The organism is Sulfitobacter sp. 1A13368, assembly GCF_043557275.1.
Lineage (GTDB): Bacteria > Pseudomonadota > Alphaproteobacteria > Rhodobacterales > Rhodobacteraceae > Sulfitobacter > Sulfitobacter faviae.
In genome coordinates this window covers 382,024-405,753 of sequence record NZ_JBIFFR010000002.1, presented here as the reverse complement: position 1 = coordinate 405,753, position 23,730 = coordinate 382,024, and the positions used below count along the sequence as shown (strand labels likewise).

Sequence of the window (23,730 nt, the reverse complement as noted above, 5' to 3'; positions counted from 1 at the left end):
CCAGAGCATATTGCAGCTCGCGCCGCAATCCCGCCCCTTCAATCTTGCGGCAAACAGTCAGTGTAGATCGGGGTCACTTCGCCATCGGTCGTTGCCCGCCAAGCCAGCGAAGCGCGGCCCTGATGCTCCCACCACTCATAGCCCGCGCCGTCCGAGGGCCAGCCATAGCGCGCGCCAGAGGCGGACGGCAGGCGGCCCAACTGGATCAATCGCCCCTCGACATAGAGCACCACCACGCCCGGATCGGCACCGGGCACATAGACCACCGGCACCGAAACCCCGCGCTCACAAATGTAGGTAACGGCGGAGGTTTCGGCGCCCGCAGGCGCGGCCCAGAGCAGCGCGCAAAGGGCTGCTCTGAGGACCCGGCTCATTTGCCCGCCTTCTCTTCGATCTCGGCGGCCAGCGCCTCGGCCCGGGCGGCGATTTCGGCGAGGGTGTCTTTCACCCCCTGCGGCACCACCGGCACTTCGATCCGCTCAGGCTCGACCTTGACGTTGCGCAGGCTGGTGAGTTCGGCCTCACGCTCGGCCAGTTCCGCGCGCAACTCTGCGATGCGATCCTCGACGCTTGCGGTCTTGTCGGCCAGAAGCAGGCCCGCCATCAGCAACATCCGCGCCTCGGGCATGCGGCCCACCTGATCGCTCAGCACGCGGGCTTCGTCGTCCAGCATCTTGGCGGCGGATTGCAGATAGCTTTCTTCACCCTCCTGACAGGCGACTTCGAAATGGCGGCCGCCAATGGTGATCCGTACCTCGGGCATCAGTCGGCCCCTCCTGACTTGGGTTCTTCTTCGGCGCCGTCGTCTTGCGCAGCGCACTCAGGCGCGGGCGCTTCGGCTTTGGCCTCTGCCCCCGTTTCATCCGCAGCTTCAACTTCCGGCTCGCCCTCTTCGACCAAGGGGGCCAGCGCGGTCAATACCGCGTCGATCTCGGCCATCTCGATCGCGCGGGTGGCGCGCAGGCTCTCCAACTCTGCAATCACGGCGGTGTCGATCAGCTTGGGATCGGCCAGCCCCTCGGCATTGGCCAGCCGCAACTGCTCACAGGCCGCCGACAGCTGCTCATTCGCCTGACGCAGACGCTGCACGTCCATATCAAGCTGCGTCACCCGGTCGTTGTTGAAGTCCATCTGCGCGCGCAGGTCGTTCAATTCGTCCTGATGGCTTTCCTTCAGCGTCTTGACCCGGTCGGTTAGCTGAGCGTTGGCTTGCCGCTCCTCTTCCAAGGCCTGCACGATATCTTCATCCGGTTCTGCGGGCGCGGCGCTCAGCCGGTCCACCCCCTTGGCCATCTGGTCCATCGCGGCCGTGATGCGGCGCTGATAGTCTTCAAGTTCACTCATCCGCATGAATTCTCCTCACTCGTCCTGCTCTCTCGGCGGCGTTTTCGCCTGCCGTGCCCCGGGCTGCGCCCTGTTGCGGCGGCCCGTCCCGCAGATAGCGCGCGCCCCGCCCAATGTCACGCGCGCGAATCGCCCGTATCAGCCGGTTTTCGCAATCCTAGCCAAAGCGCGCTCAAATTGCGCCCCCCTTTCGTTTCAGCGACTTGAGCCGCCAAGTTCACTCTCGCCCCCGCTACGGGCCGCCCCGGACCCGCCCGCGCACCCCAGTTGTGCTTGAACTTTGCCCCATCGCTGGTATGCACGAGCCCAATCTGCCACAGCCCCAAAGGAAGCCCCCGTGGATCTGACAGCCCTCGCAAGCGCAAACCCCGACCACTGGTCCAAGGCCACCGCCATTCGCGCGCTGACCCTCGACGCCGTGGCCGCCGCCAATTCCGGCCATTCCGGCATGCCGATGGGCATGGCCGATGTCGCCACCGTCCTTTTCGAAAAGCACCTGAAGTTCGACGCGTCCAACCCGCTTTGGCCCGACCGCGACCGCTTCATCTTGTCGGCAGGCCACGGCTCCATGCTGCTTTATTCGCTGCTGCACCTGACGGGCTATGAGCAATTCCCCATCGAAGAGTTGAAGAACTTCCGCCAAATGGGCGCGCGCACCGCGGGCCACCCGGAAAATTTCCTCGCCGATGCGATTGAGACCACCACCGGCCCGCTGGGTCAAGGCATCGCCAACTCCGTCGGTTTCGCCATGGCCGAAGAGATGCTGCGCGCGCAATACGGCGCAAAGGTCGTGGACCATTACACCTATGTCATCGCTGGCGACGGCTGCCTGATGGAAGGCGTCAGCCAAGAGGCAATCACGCTGGCGGGCCGCCACAAGCTGAGCAAGCTCATCGTGATGTGGGACAACAACAACATCACCATCGACGGCCCCGTCACTCTGTCGGACACCACCGATCAGGTCACCCGCTTCAAGGCCGCAGGCTGGCATGTGATTGAGATCGACGGCCACAACCCCGATGAAATCGACGCCGCCCTGACCGAGGCGAAGGCCTCTGACCTGCCCTCGATGATTGCCTGTAAGACGCATATCGCGCTCGGCCACGCCGCGCAGGACACCTCGAAAGGCCACGGCGCGCTGACCGACGCCGAGCAGATGGCCGAAGCCAAAGCCGCCTATGGCTGGACCACCGGCCCCTTCGAAGTGCCTGCTGACGTGAAAGCCGCGTGGGAAAGGATCGGCAAACGCGGCGCCGACGCCCGCCGCGACTGGGAAGAGCGTTTCGACAAGATGCCCCGCGCCAAGCGCGAGACGTTTAACCGCGCCTTGGCTTTGGACGCGCCCAAAAAGATGAGCGCGACCGTCAAAGCCTTCAAAAAGCAGATCACCGAGAGCGCGCCCAAGATGGCGACACGCGCGGCAAGCGAGAAAGCCCTCGAAGTGCTGAACCCGATCCTGCCGGAAACCGTTGGCGGCTCGGCGGACCTGACCGGTTCGAACAACACCAAGACCAGCGATCTCGGCATCTTCGACGTCGACAACCGTGGCGGGCGCTATGTCTACTGGGGCATTCGCGAACACGGCATGGCAGCGGCGATGAACGGCATGGCGCTGCACGGCGGCCTGCGCCCCTATGGCGGCACCTTCATGTGCTTCACCGACTACGCGCGCCCCGCGATGCGTCTGGCGGCCTTGATGCAAATCCCCACGGCCTTCGTCATGACCCATGACAGCATCGGCCTTGGCGAAGATGGTCCGACCCACCAGCCGATCGAGCATCTGGCGATCAGCCGTGCCACGCCCAACACCTACGTCTTCCGCCCCGCCGACGCGGTGGAAACGGCAGAGGCTTGGGAAATCGCCTTCACCGCGAAAACCACACCGTCGGTCCTGTCGCTGACCCGTCAGGGCCTGCCCACCGTGCGCCTGGAGCACAAAAACAACAACCTCACCGAAAAAGGCGCCTATGTGCTGGCTGATGCCGAGGGCAAACGTCAGGTGATCCTGATTGCCACCGGCTCTGAGGTGCATGTCGCATTGGCCGCGCGCGACCTGCTCCAAGCCGAAGGCATCGGCACCCGCGTCGTCTCCATGCCTTGCATGGAACTCTTCGCCGCGCAGGACGAAGCCTACCGCAAGCGCGTCCTGCCAGGTGGCGCCGTGCGCGTCGGGATTGAGGCCGGTGCCCGTCAGGGCTGGGACCAGTGGCTCTTTGGCGAGCGTGGCAAATACGGCAAGGCGGATTTCGTCGGCATGGACCGTTTCGGCGCCTCCGCCCCGGCGGAAGAACTCTTCGAGCGCTTCGGCTTCACCGCAGAGAACGTGGCAGAGAAGGCCAAAGCGCTGCTCTGATCTGCGGGTCATACAATACAAAAAGGGGGGCGACGGTTCATCCGTCGCCCCCTTTTTCATTTCCCAGACAAGGTCGCTCTTAAACGGCGGCCTTATGAAACACCTTGCGCCAGATCGGCGTCACGATCTTCTCACCGATCGGGATCAGCACCAGACCAAGCGCCAAACCAAAGAGCCCGTCGATCCCCGCCGTGGTAATCCATTCAGCCGCTCCTTCGAACTGGGCCGGAACCGCATGGCCCACGGTCACGGCGATGTCGTGAATCCATTTATAGGGGGCGGCAAAGCCCATCTGCTCCAACCCGTGAATGATGATCGACCCGCCGACCCAAAGCATGGCCGCCGTGCCAACGATGGTGAGCAGCTTCAAAAACCCCGGCATCCCGCGCACCAGCGCCCGGCCAATGCTCCGCGTTAGGCCAAAACGCCCCTTGTTCGCCATCACCAGACCCACATCGTCCATTTTGACGATCAGGGCGACAGAGCCATAGACCGCAACGGTGATCATGACCGCCACCGCCGCAAGCGTCGCCGCTTCCATCCAAAAGTTGCTTTCGGGGATCGCAGAAAGGGCAATGGTCATGATCTCCGCCGACAGGATAAAGTCAGTCTTGATCGCGCCTGCGGCCTTCTTCTCCTCCAGCTGCGCAGGGTCTTCGACCACCTTCTCCTTATCGGGATAATCCTCATGCCCATGCCCCCAACCAAGCGCATGGGCGACCTTTTCGGCCCCCTCGAAACACAGGTAGGCCCCGCCCAGCATCAAAAGCGGCGGGATCGCCCATGGCGCAAAATTCGCCAAAAGCAGACCCACGGGCAGCAAATACACAAGCTTGTTGCGTAACGACCCCTTGGTGATCCGCCAGATCACCGGCAATTCACGCTCGGCCTTGAACCCATGCAGATATTTCGGCGTCACGGCGGCATCGTCGATCACCGCGCCCGCGGCCTTGGAGCCCGCCTTGGCCGCCTGCCCGATCACGTCATCCACGCTCGCCGCTGCAACCTTGGCGATCGCCGCCACGTCATCCACAAGTGCCAGTAAACCGCTCATTCCATGCCCCTTTTTGCGTGCTGCTTCCGAAGTAGCATGTGCAGCCCATCTGGCAAGTCCGAAGCCGCTGCGACCTTTACCGCTAACATGCAAGTTTAACGCTAACATATGGAAATCATTTGGTTTTGCCCCTTTCCCCTGACCGCCCCTGCCGGATATAGAACCCGCGACCCCGACATACGGCCCCCCACCCGCGCGGCCCGAGACAAGGAATGCACCATGACCATCAAAGTTGGCATCAACGGATTTGGCCGCATCGGCCGCTGCACGCTCAGCCATATCGCCGCCTCGGGGCGCGATGATATCGAAGTGATCAAGGTCAATGCCACCGGCCCGCTCAGCACCGCGGCGCATCTCATCAAATACGATTCCGTCCATGGCCGCTTCCCGGGCGAGGTGCAGATCGACGACGGCTACATGAACCTTGGCCAAAACGACATCGAGATGATGTCGACCTACAACCTCGAAGAGCTTGACTGGTCCGGCTGCGACGTGGTGCTGGAATGCACCGGCAAGTTCAACGACGGCAACAAAGCAAACGTACACCTCGAAAACGGCGCAAAACGCGTGCTCCTCTCGGCGCCGGGCAAGAACGTCGACAAGACCATCGTCTACGGCGTCAACGACGACCAACTCGAAGTCTCCGACCGGATGATCTCCAACGGGTCCTGCACCACCAACTGCCTCGCGCCGCTGGCCAAGGTGATGCACGAAGCCGTGGGCATCGAAAGCGGCCTGATGACCACGATCCACAGCTACACCGGCGACCAGCCGACGCTCGACCGCCGCCACAACGACCTCTACCGCGCCCGCGCCGCCGCCATGGCGCTGATCCCCACCTCTACCGGCGCCGCCAAGGCCCTGGGCGAAGTGCTGCCGGCGCTGAAAGGCAAGCTCGACGGCACTGCCATGCGCGTGCCCACCCCCAATGTCTCGGCTGTCGACCTCACCTTCCAAGCCAGCCGCGACGTGACCGTCGAGGAAATCAACGCCGCCGCCCGCGCCGCCGCCGACGGCCCGATGAAACGCGTGCTGGCCTATGACCCCGAGCAGAAGGTCAGCATCGACTTCAACCATACCGAAGAAAGCTGCATCTTCGCCCCCGACCAGACCATCGTCGTGGCGGGCCGCACGGTGCGCGTGCTGGGCTGGTACGACAACGAATGGGCCTTCTCCGTGCGCATGGCCGATGTGGCCGTGGCCATGGGCCAGTTGGGCTAAGGCTTGCACGGCGGGGACGTGCCTGTAATATCAGGCCATCCCCGCCCGGAGCCACACCATGACCAATCCCATCGCCATCGTGCTGGCCCTCGTCATTGCCGGGGCGATGATGATTGACCTCTATGTCTATGGGGCCGACCATATGATCTATCTCGGCAAGAAACTCTTCGCGCTGATCGAATGGATGGCCTTCTGGCGGTAACCTCCCCCCAATCGCTCCCGTCACAGAATCCAAAAAAGACGCGGCCGCCATTCAAGCGCCACGCCCCTCCCCTTTCATCCTTTTAAAAATACCTCGCAGAACCGTGCCTCACACGGCCCACTCACCACTCCAGACGCTACCTCTGCGAAAACCGCTCAATCAGCACCTTATTCACCGCCGGCGTCACGAATTTGCTGACATCCCCATCCAACCGCGCGATCTCTTTCACCAATTTGCTGGCAATTGCCTGATGCGTGGCCTCGGCCATCAAAAAGACCGTCTCGATGGAATCGTCCAACTGCCGGTTCATGCCGACCATCTGGAACTCATATTCGAAATCGGACACGGCGCGCAGGCCGCGCACGATGGTCTGGGCCCCGACATCGCGCGCACAGTCGATCAACAGGTTCTCGAACGGATGCACCACGATCTCGACGCCGGTCTCTTCGGCAAGTTGCGCGCATTCCGCTTCGATCAAGGCGACCCGTTCTTCGAGGGTGAACAACGGCCCCTTGTCGCGGTTGATGGCCACGCCGATCACCAGCCGGTCGACCATACGGGCCGCGCGGCGGATGATGTCGATATGCCCCAGCGTGATCGGGTCGAACGTACCAGGGTAAAGGGCTATGCGCATGTAATTGTCCTGCGTATCTGCTGCGTTGCGGCACAGCCAATCATTTCACCGCCCCAAGCGCAAGTCGGTTAGCGGTAGCATTGCCCCGCCGTCAGTCGGCGGGGGCCACAGTTTAAAGGCCGCTTCAGTGGCCCATGATCATGCCTTCAAGGGCCTGTTTCTCCATCGACAGCTCTTGCAATTGTGCTTTGACCACATCGCCGAGGGAGATCAGCCCAACCAGTTCGCCGTTCTCAAGCACCGGCATATGGCGGAACCGTCCATCGGTCATCTTTTGCAGCACCGCATCGGACCGGTCGTCGCGGCTACAGGTCACCAATTTCCGGGTCATGAGGGTTTCGGCCGCCTGCTCCAGACAGCCCGCGCCCGCGCGGCCCAGCTCGCGCACGATGTCCCGCTCGGACAGAATCCCATCCGGCGTCTTACCATCCGCCGAGATCACCAGCGTCCCGATCCGTTTCTCGGCCAGCATCGCCGCCGCCTCGGAGATCGCCAATCCGGGTTTGGCCGTCACCACCTTGTCATCGGGCTTGGTCTTGAGAATCTGCGATACGAGCATCTGGCGCCTCCTTGGGTACAGGGCAAAGTCACCTCCAGCGTCACCGCGAAATCCTTTTCTGTCAAGCTTTTGGCGCAGTCCGGCCCGAGGTCAGCGCCTCCAGCCGCGCGGTCTCGGCCCGCAGTCCGGTGGCCAGCGCCTCGGCAAAGGCCGCCAACCGCGCGTTGCGGCGGTCATCGGCGTGGCGGATCAGATAGAAGGCGCGTTTGAGGCTCACGGCATCGGTAAGGATGCGCCGCACCCCCTGCGTCGCGGCGAGCGAGAAGTCATGCGCGACCCCAATCCCCCCGCCCTGCTGGATCATCCGCACCTGCACGGAGACGGAATTCGACGCCAGCGCCACCCGGCTGATGCCAAGGTCCGCAAGGTAATCCAACTCACGGTCAAAGATCATATCGGGGATATAGCCGACCATCCGATGCCCTTGCAGATCGCCCACGGCGGTCACCTCGGGGTGCTGCGCCAGATAGCTTTCCGCGGCGGCGAGATGGAGGTGGTAGTCCGTCACTTTTTGCACCACCAGCCGCCCCGCCGTGGGCGCACTCACCCCGATGGCCATATCCGCCTCGCGCCTGGACAGGTTGAAGACGCGCGGCAATGCGATGATCTGCACGTCCAGATCGGGGTTCTTCGCGGCAATGGCCGCACAGACCTGCGGTAGCAGATAGTTCGCCGCCCCATCGGGCGCGCCGACACGGATCTGCCCCGAAAGCTGATCGCTTTGCACCTGCACCCCGGCGGTGGCCGCGCGCATCGCCTGTTCGGCCCGCTCTGCCCGTTGCATGAGGTCTCGCCCCGCCTCGGTCAGCATATAGCCCTGTGGCGATTTCACGAAGAGGACGGTTTGCAACGCCTTTTCTAACCGTGCCATGCGGCGGCCCAGCGTCGCTGGATCGAGCCGGAGCAGCTTACCCGCGCCTGACAGGCTTTCCTCTCGTGCGACGGCCAGAAACAGCCGCAGGTCATCCCAATTCTGATCCATCTACCTGCCCTCTTACGTTTTGCAAAAATGCAAGACGGTTTTGCCATCCTTCCTCTGTTCCGGTTCTTTTTGCAAGGCTATCGTGCCGCCAACCATAGAGGAGACCGATCATGCAAGAGATGACGCATTACCTGAACGGCGAACATGTCAAAGGCACCTCCGGGCGCTTTGCCGATGTGATGAACCCCGCCACTGGCGAGGTGCAGGCCAAGGTGCCGCTCGCCAATGGCGACGAGTTGAACAAGGCCGTGGAATACGCCCAAGCCGCGCAGCCGAAATGGGCGGCCACCAACCCGCAGCGTCGCGCCCGCGTGTTGATGAAATTCGTGGCCTTGCTGAACCGCGACATGGACAAGCTGGCCGAGGCGCTGAGCCGCGAGCACGGCAAGACCCTGCCCGACGCCGCCGGCGACGTGCAGCGTGGCCTCGAAGTGGTGGAATACTGCATCGGCGCGCCGGAACTGCTGAAGGGTGATTTCACCGACAGCGCCGGCCCCGGGATCGACATGTACTCCATGCGCCAGCCCTTGGGTGTTACCGCGGGCATCACGCCCTTCAACTTCCCCGCCATGATCCCGATGTGGATGTTCGCGCCCGCCATCGCCTGCGGCAACGCCTTCATCCTCAAACCGTCCGAGCGTGACCCCTCCGTCCCGCTGATGCTGGCCGAACTTCTGGAAGAAGCCGGTCTGCCCAAGGGCATCATCCAGGTCGTCAACGGTGACAAAGAAGCGGTCGACGCGATCCTGCACCATGACGTGATCCAGTCCGTCGGCTTCGTCGGCTCCACCCCGATCGCCGAGTACATCTATGCCACCGGCTGCGCCAACGGCAAACGCGTGCAGTGCTTCGGGGGTGCCAAGAACCACATGATCATCATGCCCGACGCCGACCTCGACCAGGCCGCCGACGCGCTGGTGGGTGCGGGCTACGGTGCCGCGGGCGAACGCTGCATGGCGATCTCGGTCGCAGTGCCGGTGGGCGAGGAAACCGCCGACCGCCTGATCGAGAAGCTGGTGCCGCGCATCGAGAAGCTAAAAGTCGGCCCCTACACCGCGGGCAATGACGTGGACTACGGCCCTGTGGTCACCGCCGCCGCCAAGGCAAACATCGAGCGTCTGGTGCAGACCGGTATCGATCAGGGCGCGGAACTGGTCGTCGATGGGCGCGACTTCAAACTGCAGGGCTACGAGAACGGCTATTTCGTCGGGCCGCACCTGTTCGACCGCGCGACCAAGGACATGGACATCTACAAGCAGGAAATCTTCGGCCCCGTGCTGACCTGCGTCCGCGCCAAGGACTACGAAGAGGCGCTTGGCCTTGCGATGGACCATGAATACGGCAACGGCACGGCGATCTTCACCCGTGACGGCGACGCGGCGCGGGACTTCGCCAACCGCATCAACATCGGCATGGTCGGCGTGAACGTGCCGATCCCGGTGCCGCTGGCCTACCACACCTTCGGCGGCTGGAAGAAATCCGTCTTCGGCGATTTGAACCAGCACGGGCCCGATGCGTTCAAGTTCTACACCCGCACCAAGACCGTGACGGCCCGCTGGCCGTCGGGCATCAAGGAGGGTGGCGAGTTCTCCATCCCCGTGATGGAGTGATCCATCACGCCGGCTGCCCCCGTGGCAGTCGGCTCCAATGAACGAGGCCAGCGCCATGCAAAAAGAATTCACCATCGGTATCGAAGAAGAGTACCTTCTAGTCGACAAGGATTCACTGGCGCTGGCCGACACGCCCGCAGGGCTGATGGAGGATTGCCGCAAAGACCTTGGCGATCAGGTCAGCCCCGAGATGCTGCTCTGTCAGATCGAGATTGGCAGCAAACCCTGCGCCACTGTGGCCGAGGCCCGCGACGATCTGCGCCACTTGCGCAGCACCATTGCCAAACATGCCGCGAAACATAACCTCGCCCCCATCGCCGTGTCCTGCCATCCGTTTTCGGACTGGAAGAACCAAGAGATCACCCACAAGAAACGCTACGCCAAGATCGAGAACGAGTTGGAAAACGTCGCCCGCCGCATGTTGAGCTGCGGGATGCATGTGCATGTGGGGATCGAGGGCGATGACCTGCGTGTCGACCTGATGCCGCAGTTCTCCTATTTCCTGCCGCATCTGCTGGCGCTCTCGGCCTCTTCGCCCTATTGGCAGGGCGAAGACACCGGGCTGGCCTCCTACCGACTTGCGGTGATGGAAAGCATGCCGCGCACCGGCCTGCCGCCTCTGCTCCATAGCTGGGGGGAATATGAACGCAGCACGCAGGCGTTGATCGACCTCGACATCATTCCCGATCAATCGAAAATCTGGTGGGACCTGCGCCCCTCGACCCATTACCCCACGCTGGAAAGCCGCATTTGCGATGTGCAGCCGCGCCTGTCGCATGCGCTTGGGCTGGCGGGTCTGACCCAGTCTATCGCGCGCTTCCTCCTGCGCCTGCGCGACGGCAACCTGCGTTGGCGCGAGTATGACCGTTTCCTGATTGAAGAAAACCGCTGGCGCGCGCAGCGCTACGGGGTGAACGAGACGCTGATCGACTTTGGCGGGCCGACCCTCAAACCCTTCGACCAACTGTTCGAAGAGATCATCGGCCTGATCGCCGAAGACGCTGAGGCGCTCGGGTGTTTGGACGAGGTCTGCGCCCTGCGCGATGTCGTCAAACAGGGCACCTCCGCCGACCGGCAGCGCAAGGTCTGGGCCGACGCCCCCGAGGGCAAAGGCGGCGAAGCGGTCGTGCGCCAGTTGATAGAGGAATACCACGCCGATCTGTGACGCTTGTTGTCGCTCCTTTCGGCTGATAGAATTAAACAAGTGTTCAGTTCCAAGGGCACATGACTTCAGGGAGGAGCCGCGATGGATTTCGCATTGAACGAGGAACAGACCGCCATTTTCGACATGGCCCATGCCTTTGGGCAGGACAATATCGCCCCCCATGCCCATCAGTGGGAAAAGGATGGCACCATCCCCAAGGAGTTGTGGCCGCAGATCGGCGAGCTGGGCTTCGGCGGGCTCTACGTCTCGGAGGAAACCGGCGGCGCGGGTCTCACGCGCCTCGACGCCACGCTGGTCTTCGAGGCGCTCTCGATGGCCTGCCCCTCGGTCGCGGCGTTCCTCTCAATCCATAACATGTGCGCCAAAATGCTCGACACTTTCGCCAGTGACGAGATGAAAGAGCGCGTCATGCCCAAGGTGCTGACCATGGAGACGGTGCTGAGCTACTGCCTGACCGAACCCGGCTCCGGCTCCGACGCGGCGGCGCTGAAGACCCGCTGCGAGCGCAGCAATGAGGGCTACACGCTGAACGGCACCAAGGCCTTTATCTCGGGCGGCGGCTATTCGGATGCCTATGTCACCATGGTGCGCACCTCCGACGACGGCGCGCGCGGGGTTTCGACCGTCTATGTCGAGGACGGCACCCCCGGCCTCAGCTTCGGCGGGTTGGAAGACAAGATGGGTTGGCGCAGCCAGCCGACGGCGCTGGTGCAGTTCGACGATTGCAAGATCGGTGCCGAGAACCTCGTCGGCGAAGAGGGCAAGGGCTTTAAATACGCCATGGCCGGCCTCGACGGCGGGCGGCTCAACATCTCGGCCTGCTCACTGGGGGCCGCGCAGACCGCGCTCAACAAGACGCTGGAATACATGGGCGACCGGAAGGCCTTCGGCCAGACCATCGACCAGTTCCAGGGGCTGCAGTTCCGCCTCGCCGATATGGAGATCGAGTTGCAGGCCGCGCGCACCTTCCTGCGCCAAGCGGCATGGAAGCTCGACACCGGCGCGCCGGACGCCACCAAGTTCTGCGCCATGGCCAAGAAATTCGTGACCGAGACCGGCAGCAAGGTCGTCGACCAATGTCTGCAACTGCACGGCGGCTACGGCTACCTTGCCGATTACGGGATCGAGAAGCTGGTGCGCGACCTGCGCGTGCACCAGATCCTCGAAGGCACCAACGAGATCATGCGCGTGATCGTTGCCCGCGACATGCTCAAGAACCGCTGAGGCCCCCATGAGTGACATCGACATCCGCAAAACGGGGCGCGCGGGCCGCATCACGCTGACCCGGCCCAAAGCGCTGAACGCGCTGAGCTACGACATGTGTATCGCCATCGAGAAGGCCATTGATGCTTGGCGCGACGACCCGGAGGTCGCGGTCGTCGTGTTGGACGCGGAGGGCGAGAAAGCCTTCTGCGCTGGCGGCGACGTCGCGCAACTCTACCAGACCGGCAAGGAGGGCGATTACGATTTCGCCCGGCAGTTCTGGGCCGATGAATACCGGCTCAACAACAAGCTGCATGGCTACCCCAAGCCGGTGATCTCCTTCATGCAGGGCTTCACCATGGGCGGCGGCGTCGGCATCGGTTGCCACGGCTCGCACCGCGTCGTGGGGGAGGCGAGCAAGATCGCCATGCCGGAATGCGGCATCGGACTGGTGCCAGACGTGGGCGGCACGCTGCTGCTGGCGCAAGCGCCGGGGCGGATGGGCGAATACCTCGGCCTCACCGGGGCGCGCATGGGTCCGGCGGATGTGCTGCACGCGGGCTTTGCCGACTACTTCATCCCCGAGGACCAATGGCCCGAGCTAATCGCGCAACTGGAAGAGAACGGCGATCCCTTCATCCTCGACCGCGCGGCGACGACCCCGCCCCCATCTAGACTGGCCGAGGTTCAAGATGAGGTGGATCACCTTTTCGCCCCGGAGAATTTGGAAAAGATCGAAGCCACCTTTTCCATATCGGAAAGCGCCTTCGCCGCCGAGACGCTGAAGACCCTGCGCCGCAGCTCCCCCCTGTCGATGGGCTGCACGCTGGAAATGCTCCGCCGTCTGCGCGGCCCGGGCATCGGCATGGTCCCGGCGCTGCAACAGGAATACCGCTTTACCGCGCGGTCACTGGAGAAAGGCGACTTCATCGAAGGCGTGCGCGCCGCGATCATCGACAAGGATCGCAGCCCCAACTGGCAACATGCCGATTGGAACGTACCGCAGGCCGATGTCGAAGCCATGCTCGCCCCCTTGGGCGACAACGAATTGAAGTTGGAGGAAAATTCATGAGCAAACTCACAATCGGTTTCATCGGACTGGGCAACATGGGCGGCCCGATGGCGGCCAACCTCGCCGCCGCGGGTCATACGGTGCGCGGCAATGACGTGGCTGGCACCACCGCCGAAGGGGTAGCCGAAGCCAAGACCATCGCCGAAGCGGTGACCGACGCCGATGTCGTCATCACCATGCTGCCCAATGGCGCGATCCTGCGCCAAGTTGCCGAAGAAGCTGTCGCCCATATGGCCCCCGGCGCGCTGCTGATCGACTGTTCCACCGTCGATGTGGAAAGCGCGCGTTTCGCGGCAGAGGCGGCGCAGAAAGCCGGGCTGCTTTTCGTCGACGCCCCCGTCTCCGGCGGCATCGGCGGCGCACAGGGCGGCACGCTCACCTTCATGGCAGGCGGTGCGGAGGCGGCCTTCGAGAAAGCCAAACCGCTCTTCGACATCATGGGTCAAAAGGCCGTACACTGCGGCGACGCAGGCGCTGGCCAAGCCGCGAAGATCTGCAACAACATGATCCTCGGCGCCACGATGATCGCCACCTGCGAAGCCTTCGCGCTGGCCGACAAGCTGGGCCTAGATCGGGAGCGGATGTTCGACGTGGTCAGCACGTCCTCCGGCTATTCATGGTCGATGAACGCCTACTGCCCTGCCCCCGGAGTCGGTCCGCAGTCGCCTGCCGACAATGACTACAAACCGGGCTTCGCGGCGGAGTTGATGCTGAAAGACCTTGGCCTCGCGCAGCAAGCCGCTGAAATGGCCAATGCCGACACGCCCATGGGCGCACTGGCGAAAGAGCTCTACACCCGCTTCGTCGAAGAAGAAGGCGGCAAGGGCAAAGATTTCTCCGCCATGCTCCCGCGGTTCGAACAGCGCGGATATAAGGGCTAAGCCCCTAACATAACTGACACGGTGAAGTGGCGGCGGTTATTCCGCCGCCACTTTCGTCTCCTTGCGCAACATGGGCTTGAGGTACTTCCCCGTGTAGCTCTCAGCCACTTCCGCGACCTTTTCGGGCGTACCCGTGGCCACAACACGGCCCCCGCCATCACCGCCCTCGGGACCGATATCGATGATGTGATCCGCGGTTTTCACCACGTCGAGGTTGTGCTCAATCACCACGACGGAGTTGCCCTGATCAACCAATTCATGCAGCACTTCCAAAAGCTTACGCACGTCTTCAAAGTGCAAACCGGTGGTTGGCTCATCCAGAATGTAAAGCGTGCGCCCCGTCGAGCGTTTGCTCAGCTCCTTGCTGAGTTTCACCCGCTGCGCCTCACCGCCCGAAAGCGTCGTCGCCTGTTGACCCACCTTGATATACCCTAGGCCGACCCGCATCAGCGCGTCCATCTTCTCCCGGATCGACGGCACCGCGGCAAAGAAGTTCTGCGCATCTTCCACAGTCATATCAAGGACATCTGCGATGCTCTTGCCCTTGAACTTCACCTCGAGCGTCTCACGGTTATAACGCGCGCCCTTACAGGTCTCGCATTCCACGTAGACATCTGGCAGAAAATGCATCTCAATCTTGATGACCCCATCGCCCTGACAGGCCTCGCAACGCCCCCCTTTGACATTGAAGGAGAAGCGCCCGGGCTTATAGCCGCGCTCCTTGGCCTCCGGCAGACCGGCAAACCAATCGCGGATTGGGGTGAAGGCCCCGGTGTAAGTCGCTGGATTCGAACGCGGAGTTCGCCCAATCGGGCGTTGGTCAATGTCGATGACCTTATCGAGATGCTCCAACCCCTTGATCGTTTGACATGGCGCTGGCGTCTGCCGGGCCCCATTCAGATTCATCGAAGCGGTCTTGAACAAGGTTTCAATCGTCAGGGTCGATTTGCCGCCCCCCGACACGCCCGTCACGCAGACGAATTTCCCCAGCGGAAAGTCCACCGTCACATTCTGCAAGTTGTTGCCGGTGGCCTTTACCACCTGCAACTTCTTCTTATTCCCCTTGCGCCGCTTCGCCGGGACGGAGATTTCGCGAACGCCGGTAAGGTACTGACCCGTAACTGAATTCGGATCGGCTGCAACCTCTTGCGGCGTGCCATGGCTGATAACCTGTCCGCCGTGGACCCCAGCCCCCGGCCCAATATCAAAGACGTAATCCGCCTCGCGGATGGCCTCCTCATCGTGCTCCACCACGATCACGGTGTTCCCCTGATCGCGCAGGTTCTTCAATGTATCGAGCAGACGGTCATTGTCGCGCTGGTGCAAGCCAATCGATGGCTCATCAAGAACATAGAGAACCCCCGTCAGCCCCGAGCCGATCTGGCTCGCCAAACGAATGCGCTGGCTCTCACCGCCACTTAACGTACCACTTGAACGTGACATCGTAAGGTACTCAAGACCAACGTTATTTAGGAAACCAAGACGTTCCCGGATTTCCTTCAAAATGGCCCGGGCAATCTCGTTCTTCTGATCGGTCAGATGGTCTGGCACCGTCTTGCACCAGTCGAAAGCCTCGCGGATCGACATCTCGACCACTTTGCCGATATGCAGCAATTCATCTTCACCACCGTCGCGCGGGCCAATCCGCACCGCCAGCGCTTCGGGCCGCAGGCGATAGCCGCCGCAAGTGCCACAGGGGCGGTTATTCTGGTAGCGTTCGAACTCCTCGCGCACCCAATTACTATCGGTTTCGCGGTAGCGCCGCTGCATGTTGGGGATGACCCCTTCGAAAACCCGCTTCACCTCATAGACGCGGCCGCCCTCATCATAACGGAAGGTGATCTCCTCCTTACCGGAACCATGGAGGAAGACGTTCTGGACCTTTTCAGGCAGGTCTTTCCAACGGGTCTTCTGATCAAAATTATAATGTTTCGCAATGGCTTCGATGGTCTGCTTAAAGTACGGAGACTTCCCCTTACGCCAAGGCGCCAGCGCACCATCATAGATCTTCAGGTTTTGATCCGGCACCACCAAACGTTCATCGAAGAAAAGCTCGACCCCAAGGCCGTCACAAGACGGGCAAGCCCCGAAGGGCGCGTTGAAAGAGAACAGCCGCGGCTCAATCTCGGGGATGGTGAAACCACTGACGGGACAGGCGAATTTCTCGGAGAACGTATGGCGTTCCGGCTCACCTTCGCTGGGGGCCGTCTCTAGCACAGCGATCCCGTCGGCAAGGTCGAGCGCGGTGCGGAGCGAGTCCGCAAGCCGCGTCTCCAAACCCTCGCGCACCACGATCCGGTCGACGACGACGTCGATGTCATGACGGAATTTCTTATCCAAGGTGGGCGGCTCATCCAGATCGTAGAAGTCGCCATTCACCTTGACCCGCTGGAAGCCCTGCTTGCGCAACTCAATGAATTCCTTGCGGTATTCACCTTTCCGGTCGCGGATGATGGGGGCCAGCAGATAGGCCCGCGTGCCCTCTTCCATCGTCATGATCCGGTCGACCATGTCCTGCACCTGCTGGGCCTCGATCGGCTTGCCGGTGGCGGGGCTATAGGGCGTGCCAACGCGGGCGAAGAGCAGACGCAGGTAGTCGTAAATCTCGGTCACCGTGCCGACGGTCGACCTCGGGTTCTTCGACGTTGTCTTTTGTTCGATTGAAATGGCGGGGCTGAGGCCGGAAATGTGATCCACATCCGGCTTTTGCATCATATCAAGGAACTGCCGCGCATAGGCCGAGAGCGATTCCACATAGCGCCGCTGCCCTTCGGCATAGATCGTGTCGAAGGCAAGGCTCGACTTGCCGGAACCAGAAAGCCCGGTGATTACAACCAGTTGGTCCCGTGGAATATCCACGTCGATGTTCTTCAAATTGTGCTCGCGCGCGCCGCGCACTTCAATATTCTTCAGCTCAGCCATCACATGCCCCTCTTAACGATTTGTACATAGGTGCTGATGCAGTGTTTTCCAACGGAAAAGTGAGAACTAAACAGGAACGTGCCGCCTGCGACGTCGGGCCGCACCGAGGAGGAGATGTGCCACAAGCCCCATAACGAAGGCCCCGCCCGCAAGTAACGGCAGCGCCGCGGCGCCGAAACTTGCCAGACCGAAGGCCATGACCGGCGTGCCCAGGCTGTTGCCGAGGTTGCCCATCTGCGCCACCGCGCCGTTGGCCTGCGCCTGCGCGGCAGGGCCGGTGTTCAGCTGCGCCACAGCGGTGAAACTTGCCCCTTGGATCAGCCCCATGGCCCCAGCAAGCGCCAGACAGGCCAGCGGGGTGCCGGGGGCGAGCCAGAGCCAAACCATGGAAAGGGCCGAGAGGCCAAAGCCCGTTTGCACGACGTAGACCGCTGGCAGGCGGCGCAGCAGCGCCACGCCGACGGTCATCGACACCGCGATGCTGGTGAGCGGCATGGCTGCCATGGTAACCGCCCGCCATGCCTCGGGGAGGTAGGGCGGCAAGACAGTGAGGATGGAGACGAAGCTGAATGTATAGAACAGCCAACCCGCCGCCGGGGCGGAGAGGAAGGGTGACCGGTAAATCGCAAGGTGATCGCGGAGTATCTGCGGCAGGGAGAAAGGCGGCTGCGCGCCCTCCTCCGGCAAGCTGCGCAGACTGGCGGAGAGCACCAGCGCGCAGCCCGCCATATAGGCGGCGTGAACGGCGAAAAGCGCTGGCACACCCAAGGTCAAAGCGAGCGGACGGCCAAGAAGCGTCAGGACCGCGAAGGCGACGCCAAAGAAGGTGCCCCAGAGGGTCAGGGTAAACCCGCGGTCTTTCACAGCGCTAAGCTGCGCGATGAGGGTCGGCGCGGCGACGACGATGGCCAGATGTGACAGCCCTTCGACCACCCGGCTGGCCAGCATCCAGCCAAAGCCAGGCAAGAACGCCTGAAAAGCCGACACAACCGCGCCAAGCCAAAGGGCGAAGAGAAGCGCGCGGCGATAGCGGACCCGGGCGACCACCAGCCCCGCCACGACACCAAGGAGGATACCGACACCACCCACCGAGGAGACCAAGAACCCAAGCGCCGCCCCGGCCTGCGGGTAGATATCCGGCAGCAGGTCGAAGATGACACTCATCTTGCCATATTGCGCAGCCGCCCCCAGCCCCGCGGCCCAAAGCGCAAAGACGCGCAGAAAGGAGGTGTGTTCAGCCATCTGCCCTCAAGCCTTCTGGGCCAGCGCCCATGCGCAGAGCGGCATTTCGGGATCATTGGTCAGATCATCTATGGCCTTGTCGAAAGCCGGGGGCCAGTCAGGCTCCAGATTGCGTGCGGCGGCGGCGCGGTTGCCCCATTGTTTGGCGTTGATCCGGTGCGCGTCGAACCCGGCCTCGATCAGCAGGTTCTTCAGGCCCCGGGCGGACCAACGGGAGTTGTCATTTGGGGCCGCATGAAAGGGGATGAAAAACGGCACGGCGATCCAGAAATATCCCCTCGGCCTGAGCATCTGTTGAACATGGCCCAGTGCCGTATAGGGCCGGTCGAGATGCTCCCAAACCTGATTGGCGAGGATCAGATCGAACTGCCGCACGGCACCGCTCGCCGGATCGGTGAAGGGACCTGCGCAGATGTCATAGGTCGGATAGGCGAACTGGGTGTAGCTCTGGAACGTGAACCGTTTGCCGAACTTGCCGGAGATTTCGGCGGCGTCCAGCGTTTCAGGGTTCAAACGGTCAATCATCCGGCGGGTGCTGCGGTGCATGACGACACGGTTTAGGCTGACCACGACATGGCTCCCAACGGTTTGGCCGAAGTGCGACGGGGCAAGGCGCGTTGGGCGCGCCCTGCCCCGCGCGCCTTACATATGGATCACGCGGTCGAAAGCGTCGAGCACGGATTCATGCATCATCTCGCTGAGCGTCGGATGCGGGAAGACGGTGTTCATCAGGTCTTCTTCGGTGGTCTCCAACTGGCGGCCTACGACATAGCCTTGGATCAGTTCCGTCACCTCGGCCCCGACCATATGCGCGCCCAGAAGTTCGCCGGTTTTGGCGTCGAAGATGGTTTTCACCAGCCCCTCAGGCTCCCCCAAAGCCACGGCCTTGCCATTGCCGATGAAGGGGAAGCGCCCGACCTTGATGTCATAGCCCTGCTCTTTGGCCTTCGCCTCGGTCAGCCCAACGGAGGCGACTTGGGGGTGGCAATAGGTGCAGCCGGCGATGCTTTCGGGTTTGACGGGATGGGGTTTCTGGCCCGCGATCAGCTCGGCCACCATGACGCCCTCGTGGCTGGCCTTATGCGCAAGCCAAGGCGCCCCCGCGATGTCGCCGATGGCAAAGAGCCCATCGATCCCGGTGCGGCAATATTCATCCGTCACGACATGGGTGCGGTCAACCTTGACGCCAAGCTCTTCCAGCCCCAGCCCTTCGGTATTGCCGACGATGCCAACGGCTGAGATCACGGTGTCGAACTCAAGCTTCTCGACCTTGCCGTCTCGTTCGATATGGGCGGTGACTTTGTCGTCGGCACGGTCGAGTTTCTTGACCGTGGCCTTCTGCATGATGGTCATGCCCTGTTTTTCGAATGCCTTTTTGGCGAATTTCGAAATCTCTTCATCTTCGACAGGCAGCACGCGGTCCATCACCTCGACCACCGTGGTATCGGCGCCAAGGGTGTTGTAAAAGCTCGCAAATTCGATGCCGATGGCACCGGACCCGATGACCAGCAGTTTCTTGGGGTCGTGCACAGGCTGAAGGGCATGTCGGTAGGTCCAGACGCGTTTGCCGTCCGCCTCTAGCCCCGGCAATTCGCGGGCGCGCGCGCCGGTGGCGAGCACGATATTCTTGGCCGTCAGCTCCTCGCCGCCCTTGTCGGTTTTGACGGAGACCTTCCCCTTCGCGGGGATCGAGGCTTCGCCCATGAAGACTTCGACCTTGTTTTTCTTCAGCAGGTGTTTGACCCCGCCTTCCATCTGTTTGGCAACGCCGCGCGAGCGTTTGACCACGGCGGCAAGATCATAGTCGATCTTATCCGCCGCCAGACCGAAATCCTTGGCACGGTGCATCAGGTGGAACACTTCGGCAGAGCGCAGCAACGCCTTGGTGGGGATGCAGCCCCAGTTCAGGCAGATGCCGCCGAGGTTCTCCCGTTCGACCACCGCGACCTTCAGGCCAAGCTGGGCGCCACGGATCGCGGCGACATAGCCGCCCGGCCCCGCACCGATCACGATCAGATCAAAGGATTTGGCAGCCATGGCAAGGACCTCGCGTTAGGGTTTGCAAATATAGTTTACCGCTAAACCATATTTGCAATCGCCACAACCACGCGTGTTGCCCCGGCCTGCCCAAGGCTCAGGCCGCTTGAAGTTCCGCGCGCAGGTCCTTGACCGTCCGCCCATAGCCGCCCGCGTCGAGATAGGAGGTCTCCTGCGCCGTGAAACTGCGTGACAGCGCCGCGTTGCGATAGGGAAAGCGGCCAAACTGGCGGATCACTTCGCGGTGGGCGCGGGCATGCAACAGGTTGCTGCCGTCGCTTTTCGGCATCCGGTCGCACATCAGACGCACGCAGCGGTCCTGATCGCAGAGGTTCTCGGAATGCATCAGCGGCAGGTAGAAGAACTGCCGCGCGGGCGCCTCAACCCGCATGTCCCAGCCTTTCTCAATCGCCAGTTTTGCCGCCGCCAGCGCGATACGGTCGCTGGAAAACGCCTTGCCCGTGTCGCGGAACATGTTGCGCGGGAATTGATCGGTCAGGATCAGAAAGGCCAGCGCGTAGGTGGGATTGGTCAGCCAATGGTTCAGCTTGCCAGCCTGCGCCTCATCCCAAAGCCCCTCGAAACGCGCGCGGATATCGGCATCCAGCGTTTCGGAACTGTTGTACCATCCGGCCGGACCTACGTCTTCGAGCCAGAAATTCAGTACATCTTGGGGTTCTGCATTTGTGGCAGCCATCCCGCACACTCCTTTGCCGCATCTGGGCCGTTTCGTTAAAGTTAAGAACGTCTTACAGTAAAAGCCTAGTCACGTTTTATGTCATCCGCGACATCGTTATCGCTATCAGGGGCGTTTTTATCCGCTTCGGCGCTTTCTTGGGCAGCCTCTTCGGCGGCTTCCTGTTCCGTTTCAATGATATACTCCTGCGCGATCTCCACAGCCACGGCAGTGGCCGAAGGGTAGATCGGCACGTAGTTGCCTGTCTCGTCGACCGGCACCGCGGCACGCTGTGTCTTACGGTAGGAGGCATAGGCGGCCAGAGCGGCGAAAAGCACGGCGGTGAACAGATAAAAGCCCCCCGGCCCGAGCGCCGTGCCCATCATCCAACCGGTGATCACCGGACCCAGAACCGCGCCCAAGCCGTTGATAAATATCATCCCACCCGAGGCCGAGGCCATGTCCTCATGCTCAAGAAAGTCGTTGGTGTGGGCCATGAGCAGCGAGTAGAGCGGGTTCGACATGCCCCCCACCAGAAAGGCCGTGGCCAGCAGGATCGGGAAGACATGGCCCAGCGTCATACCGATGACCGAGCCGATGCCGCCGAGCGTGGCGACGATGACGATGAGGCTGCGGCGGTCCATGCGGTCCGAGATCCAGCCGATGGGATATTGCAGGATCACGGAGCCGACGAAGAACATGGCCACGAAAAGTGAAATCTGGCCGACGCTCAGCCCGGCTTCGGCGCCGTAAACCGCCGCCATGCCGAACTGGGCCGAGAAGACGCCGCCCAGAAGGAACATGCCGACACAGCCCAAGGGCGAGAAATCCATCAACTCGCGCAGGCTCATCGGCTTGGTGGTATCAAAAGGCGGTGTCGGGCTGATCGACAAAAGGATCGGAGTCACCGCGATGCTCACCAGCACCGAGGGGATGACGAAGAGCACGAAGCCCGAGGGGTCGGCGGTCAGCAAGAGCGCCTGCGCGATCACGATCCCCAGCGTTTGCACGATCATATAGGCCGAGAGCGCCTGCCCTCGGTTTTCGTTCGTGGCGGCGTTGTTGAGCCAGCTTTCCGCTGTGACGTAGACGGCGGAGAAGCAAAAGCCGATCAGCACCCTGCCCAGCGACCAGACGATGGTATTGGGGAAGGTCGGATAGATGATCATCACCGCCGAGATCAGCGAGGCCAATGCCGCGAAGACCCGCACGTGGCCGACCCGGCGGATCATCCCCGGCGCCATGCGCGACCCGCCAAGGAAGCCCACGAAATAGGCCGACATGACGATCGACATCTGGAAGGTCGAAAACCCTTCGATGCCGCCGCGGATACCCAGCAATGTGCCTTGCATGCCGTTGCCGACCATCAACAGGCACATGCCCAGCAAAAGCGCCCATGCGCTTGAAACCACTTGAATCATCAGTCAATTCCTTGTTCGCCCAAGCCCTCCCATGGACGGCAATCGCAGGCTAGTCACCCCCTAGTGCGACATTCAAGCGGGTTTTTGCGCCTCAGGCAGCAGAAGGGAGGAATCGCCGTAGGAGAAAAAGCGATAGCCCTCGCCGATGGCATGGGCATAGATGTCTTTCACCCGCTGCACCCCCATGAGGGCCGAGACCAGCATCATCAGCGTCGATTTAGGCAGGTGGAAATTCGTCATCAGCCCGTCGGCCACGTTGAACTTGAACCCCGGCGTGATGAAGATGTCGGTGTCGCCTTCCCATGCGGTGATCTCACCCTCGCGCGCCGCCGTCTCAATCAGGCGCAGGGCGGTGGTGCCCACGGGGATCACGCGCCCTCCGGCGGCGCGGGTGCCGGCAATCTCTTCAGCGGCCTTTGCGCTAACCCGGCCCCATTCGGCGTGCATCTTGTGTTCCGAGATGTCGTCGACCTTGACCGGCAGGAAAGTGCCCGCGCCGACATGCAGGGTGACATGGCTAAAACTCACGCCCTTCTCGGCCAGTGCTTCGAGCAGCGGCTCGTCGAAATGCAGCGAGGCCGTAGGCGCCGCGACCGCGCCCGCGTGGCGGGCAAAGACGGTTTGGTAATCGGTCATGTCCTGCGCATCGGCGGCGCGTTTGGCGGCGATATAGGGCGGCAGCGGCATCGCCCCCGCGGCATTGAGCGCCGCGTCGAAATCATCGCCCGCGCAGTTGAACCGCAGATGCCCCTGCCCGTCCTCCACCGCCTCCAAGGTGGCGCGCAGATCATCGGAAAAGACGACCTCTTCGCCGATCTTCAGTTTGCGCAGCGGTTTGATCAGCGCCGACCAAGTGCCGTCGCCGCGCGGCTCCAACAGGGTGACCTCGATCTTGGCCTGCACCGCCCCTTGGGCCGAGGTGCGGTGGCGAATGCCGCTCAGCCGCGCGGGGATCACGCGGGTGTCGTTCAGCACCAATCGGTCGCCGGGGCGCAGCCAGTCGGTCAGATCGGTCACGCGCCGGTCGTGCAGAGCGTCGCCCTCGGCCACCAGCAACCGCGCGGAAGAGCGCGGGTTGGCGGGACGTGTAGCGATCAGGGTCTCAGGAAGGTCGAAATCAAAATCGGAAAGCTTCATCGGCGCGGCTCCGGG

22 protein-coding genes are annotated in these 23,730 nt (G+C 62.4%); 8 read left to right on the top strand and 14 right to left on the bottom strand.

The genetic code is table 11. The annotated features are described in order from the left end of the window. Positions 1 to 38: 38 nt before the first annotated feature. Genes ACGYK4_RS05545 through ACGYK4_RS05535 form a run of 3 tightly spaced genes read right to left on the bottom strand, consistent with a single transcriptional unit; the run spans position 39 to position 1,350 of the window. The gene (locus ACGYK4_RS05545; protein WP_394431791.1) at positions 39 to 374 is read right to left on the bottom strand and encodes an MliC family protein; all 336 of its coding nucleotides are present in this window, start codon (positions 372 to 374) and stop codon (positions 39 to 41) included. Then, positions 371 to 763 (bottom strand): cell division protein ZapA, encoded by a 393-nt coding sequence (locus tag ACGYK4_RS05540; RefSeq protein ID WP_168613525.1) that lies wholly within the window; start codon positions 761 to 763, stop codon positions 371 to 373. The genes ACGYK4_RS05545 and ACGYK4_RS05540 overlap by 4 nt, the downstream gene beginning before the upstream one ends. Beyond that, complete coding sequence (locus tag ACGYK4_RS05535; protein ID WP_394455491.1) at positions 763 to 1,350, bottom strand: hypothetical protein; 588 nt, start codon at positions 1,348 to 1,350, stop codon at positions 763 to 765. The genes ACGYK4_RS05540 and ACGYK4_RS05535 overlap by 1 nt, the downstream gene beginning before the upstream one ends. Positions 1,351 to 1,681: 331 nt before the next feature. Between ACGYK4_RS05535 and tkt the strand changes: the two genes are divergently transcribed. Beyond that, positions 1,682 to 3,697, top strand: a complete 2,016-nt coding sequence (gene tkt / locus ACGYK4_RS05530) for a transketolase (RefSeq protein ID WP_394455490.1) — start codon at positions 1,682 to 1,684, stop codon at positions 3,695 to 3,697. 79 nt (positions 3,698 to 3,776) lie between these two features. On the opposite strand, the gene ACGYK4_RS05525 is transcribed toward tkt, so the two are convergent. After that, a complete protein-coding gene (locus tag ACGYK4_RS05525; RefSeq protein ID WP_394455488.1) occupies positions 3,777 to 4,751 on the bottom strand; it encodes a DUF808 domain-containing protein in 975 nt (324 codons plus the stop codon). A 219-nt stretch (positions 4,752 to 4,970) separates the two neighbouring features. On the opposite strand from ACGYK4_RS05525, the gene gap reads away from it, so the two are divergent. Both gap and ACGYK4_RS05515 read left to right on the top strand, forming a co-directional pair. Next, positions 4,971 to 5,972 carry a type I glyceraldehyde-3-phosphate dehydrogenase gene (gene gap / locus ACGYK4_RS05520; protein WP_271691494.1) on the top strand — a complete coding sequence of 334 codons (1,002 nt, stop codon included), beginning with the start codon at positions 4,971 to 4,973 and terminating at the stop codon, positions 5,970 to 5,972. A gap of 58 nt (positions 5,973 to 6,030) precedes the next feature. Further along, positions 6,031 to 6,174: a hypothetical protein gene (locus ACGYK4_RS05515; protein ID WP_394431782.1), complete on the top strand. Its 144-nt coding sequence runs from the start codon at positions 6,031 to 6,033 to the stop codon at positions 6,172 to 6,174. Positions 6,175 to 6,310: 136 nt separating this feature from the next. Here ACGYK4_RS05515 and coaD read toward each other — a convergent pair whose 3' ends face one another. The 3 genes from coaD to ACGYK4_RS05500 all read right to left on the bottom strand — a co-directional run bounded on the left by coaD (position 6,311) and on the right by ACGYK4_RS05500 (position 8,349). Beyond that, positions 6,311 to 6,808 carry a pantetheine-phosphate adenylyltransferase gene (coaD, locus tag ACGYK4_RS05510; RefSeq protein WP_067265450.1) on the bottom strand — a complete coding sequence of 166 codons (498 nt, stop codon included), beginning with the start codon at positions 6,806 to 6,808 and terminating at the stop codon, positions 6,311 to 6,313. 124 nt (positions 6,809 to 6,932) lie between these two features. Then, positions 6,933 to 7,367, bottom strand: a complete 435-nt coding sequence (locus tag ACGYK4_RS05505; protein WP_394431780.1) for a CBS domain-containing protein — start codon at positions 7,365 to 7,367, stop codon at positions 6,933 to 6,935. A gap of 61 nt (positions 7,368 to 7,428) precedes the next feature. After that, complete coding sequence (locus ACGYK4_RS05500; protein ID WP_271687086.1) at positions 7,429 to 8,349, bottom strand: LysR family transcriptional regulator; 921 nt, start codon at positions 8,347 to 8,349, stop codon at positions 7,429 to 7,431. A gap of 110 nt (positions 8,350 to 8,459) precedes the next feature. On the opposite strand from ACGYK4_RS05500, the gene ACGYK4_RS05495 reads away from it, so the two are divergent. From ACGYK4_RS05495 to mmsB, 5 genes are all read left to right on the top strand, one after another. Beyond that, complete coding sequence (locus ACGYK4_RS05495) at positions 8,460 to 9,959, top strand: CoA-acylating methylmalonate-semialdehyde dehydrogenase (RefSeq protein WP_394455487.1); 1,500 nt, start codon at positions 8,460 to 8,462, stop codon at positions 9,957 to 9,959. A 55-nt stretch (positions 9,960 to 10,014) separates the two neighbouring features. Beyond that, positions 10,015 to 11,124, top strand: a complete 1,110-nt coding sequence (locus ACGYK4_RS05490) for a carboxylate-amine ligase (RefSeq protein WP_394455486.1) — start codon at positions 10,015 to 10,017, stop codon at positions 11,122 to 11,124. 81 nt (positions 11,125 to 11,205) lie between these two features. After that, positions 11,206 to 12,348 (top strand): acyl-CoA dehydrogenase family protein, encoded by a 1,143-nt coding sequence (locus tag ACGYK4_RS05485; protein WP_394455484.1) that lies wholly within the window; start codon positions 11,206 to 11,208, stop codon positions 12,346 to 12,348. Between the two features lie 7 nt (positions 12,349 to 12,355). Continuing rightward, positions 12,356 to 13,399, top strand: a complete 1,044-nt coding sequence (locus tag ACGYK4_RS05480) for an enoyl-CoA hydratase/isomerase family protein (protein WP_394455483.1) — start codon at positions 12,356 to 12,358, stop codon at positions 13,397 to 13,399. Beyond that, complete coding sequence (mmsB, locus tag ACGYK4_RS05475; RefSeq protein ID WP_394431770.1) at positions 13,396 to 14,280, top strand: 3-hydroxyisobutyrate dehydrogenase; 885 nt, start codon at positions 13,396 to 13,398, stop codon at positions 14,278 to 14,280. Before ACGYK4_RS05480 ends, mmsB begins: the two co-directional genes overlap by 4 nt. A 36-nt stretch (positions 14,281 to 14,316) precedes the next feature. Here mmsB and uvrA read toward each other — a convergent pair whose 3' ends face one another. The 7 genes from uvrA to queA form a co-directional block, all read right to left on the bottom strand. After that, positions 14,317 to 17,202: an excinuclease ABC subunit UvrA gene (gene uvrA / locus ACGYK4_RS05470; RefSeq protein ID WP_394455482.1), complete on the bottom strand. Its 2,886-nt coding sequence runs from the start codon at positions 17,200 to 17,202 to the stop codon at positions 14,317 to 14,319. A gap of 66 nt (positions 17,203 to 17,268) precedes the next feature. Beyond that, a complete protein-coding gene (locus ACGYK4_RS05465) occupies positions 17,269 to 18,444 on the bottom strand; it encodes an MFS transporter (protein WP_394455481.1) in 1,176 nt (391 codons plus the stop codon). Between the two features lie 6 nt (positions 18,445 to 18,450). Further along, positions 18,451 to 19,014 carry a methyltransferase domain-containing protein gene (locus ACGYK4_RS05460; protein ID WP_394455480.1) on the bottom strand — a complete coding sequence of 188 codons (564 nt, stop codon included), beginning with the start codon at positions 19,012 to 19,014 and terminating at the stop codon, positions 18,451 to 18,453. 72 nt (positions 19,015 to 19,086) lie between these two features. Further along, entirely contained in the window at positions 19,087 to 20,481 is a 1,395-nt protein-coding gene (lpdA, locus tag ACGYK4_RS05455) for a dihydrolipoyl dehydrogenase (RefSeq protein WP_394455479.1), read from the bottom strand. Positions 20,482 to 20,578: 97 nt separating this feature from the next. Then, entirely contained in the window at positions 20,579 to 21,178 is a 600-nt protein-coding gene (locus ACGYK4_RS05450) for a DUF924 family protein (protein WP_394455477.1), read from the bottom strand. A 65-nt stretch (positions 21,179 to 21,243) separates the two neighbouring features. Then, positions 21,244 to 22,578, bottom strand: coding sequence for an MFS transporter (locus ACGYK4_RS05445; protein WP_394455476.1), 1,335 nt, complete (start codon positions 22,576 to 22,578; stop codon positions 21,244 to 21,246). Positions 22,579 to 22,650: 72 nt separating this feature from the next. Then, a complete protein-coding gene (gene queA / locus ACGYK4_RS05440) occupies positions 22,651 to 23,715 on the bottom strand; it encodes a tRNA preQ1(34) S-adenosylmethionine ribosyltransferase-isomerase QueA (RefSeq protein WP_394455474.1) in 1,065 nt (354 codons plus the stop codon). Positions 23,716 to 23,730 lie beyond the last annotated feature (15 nt).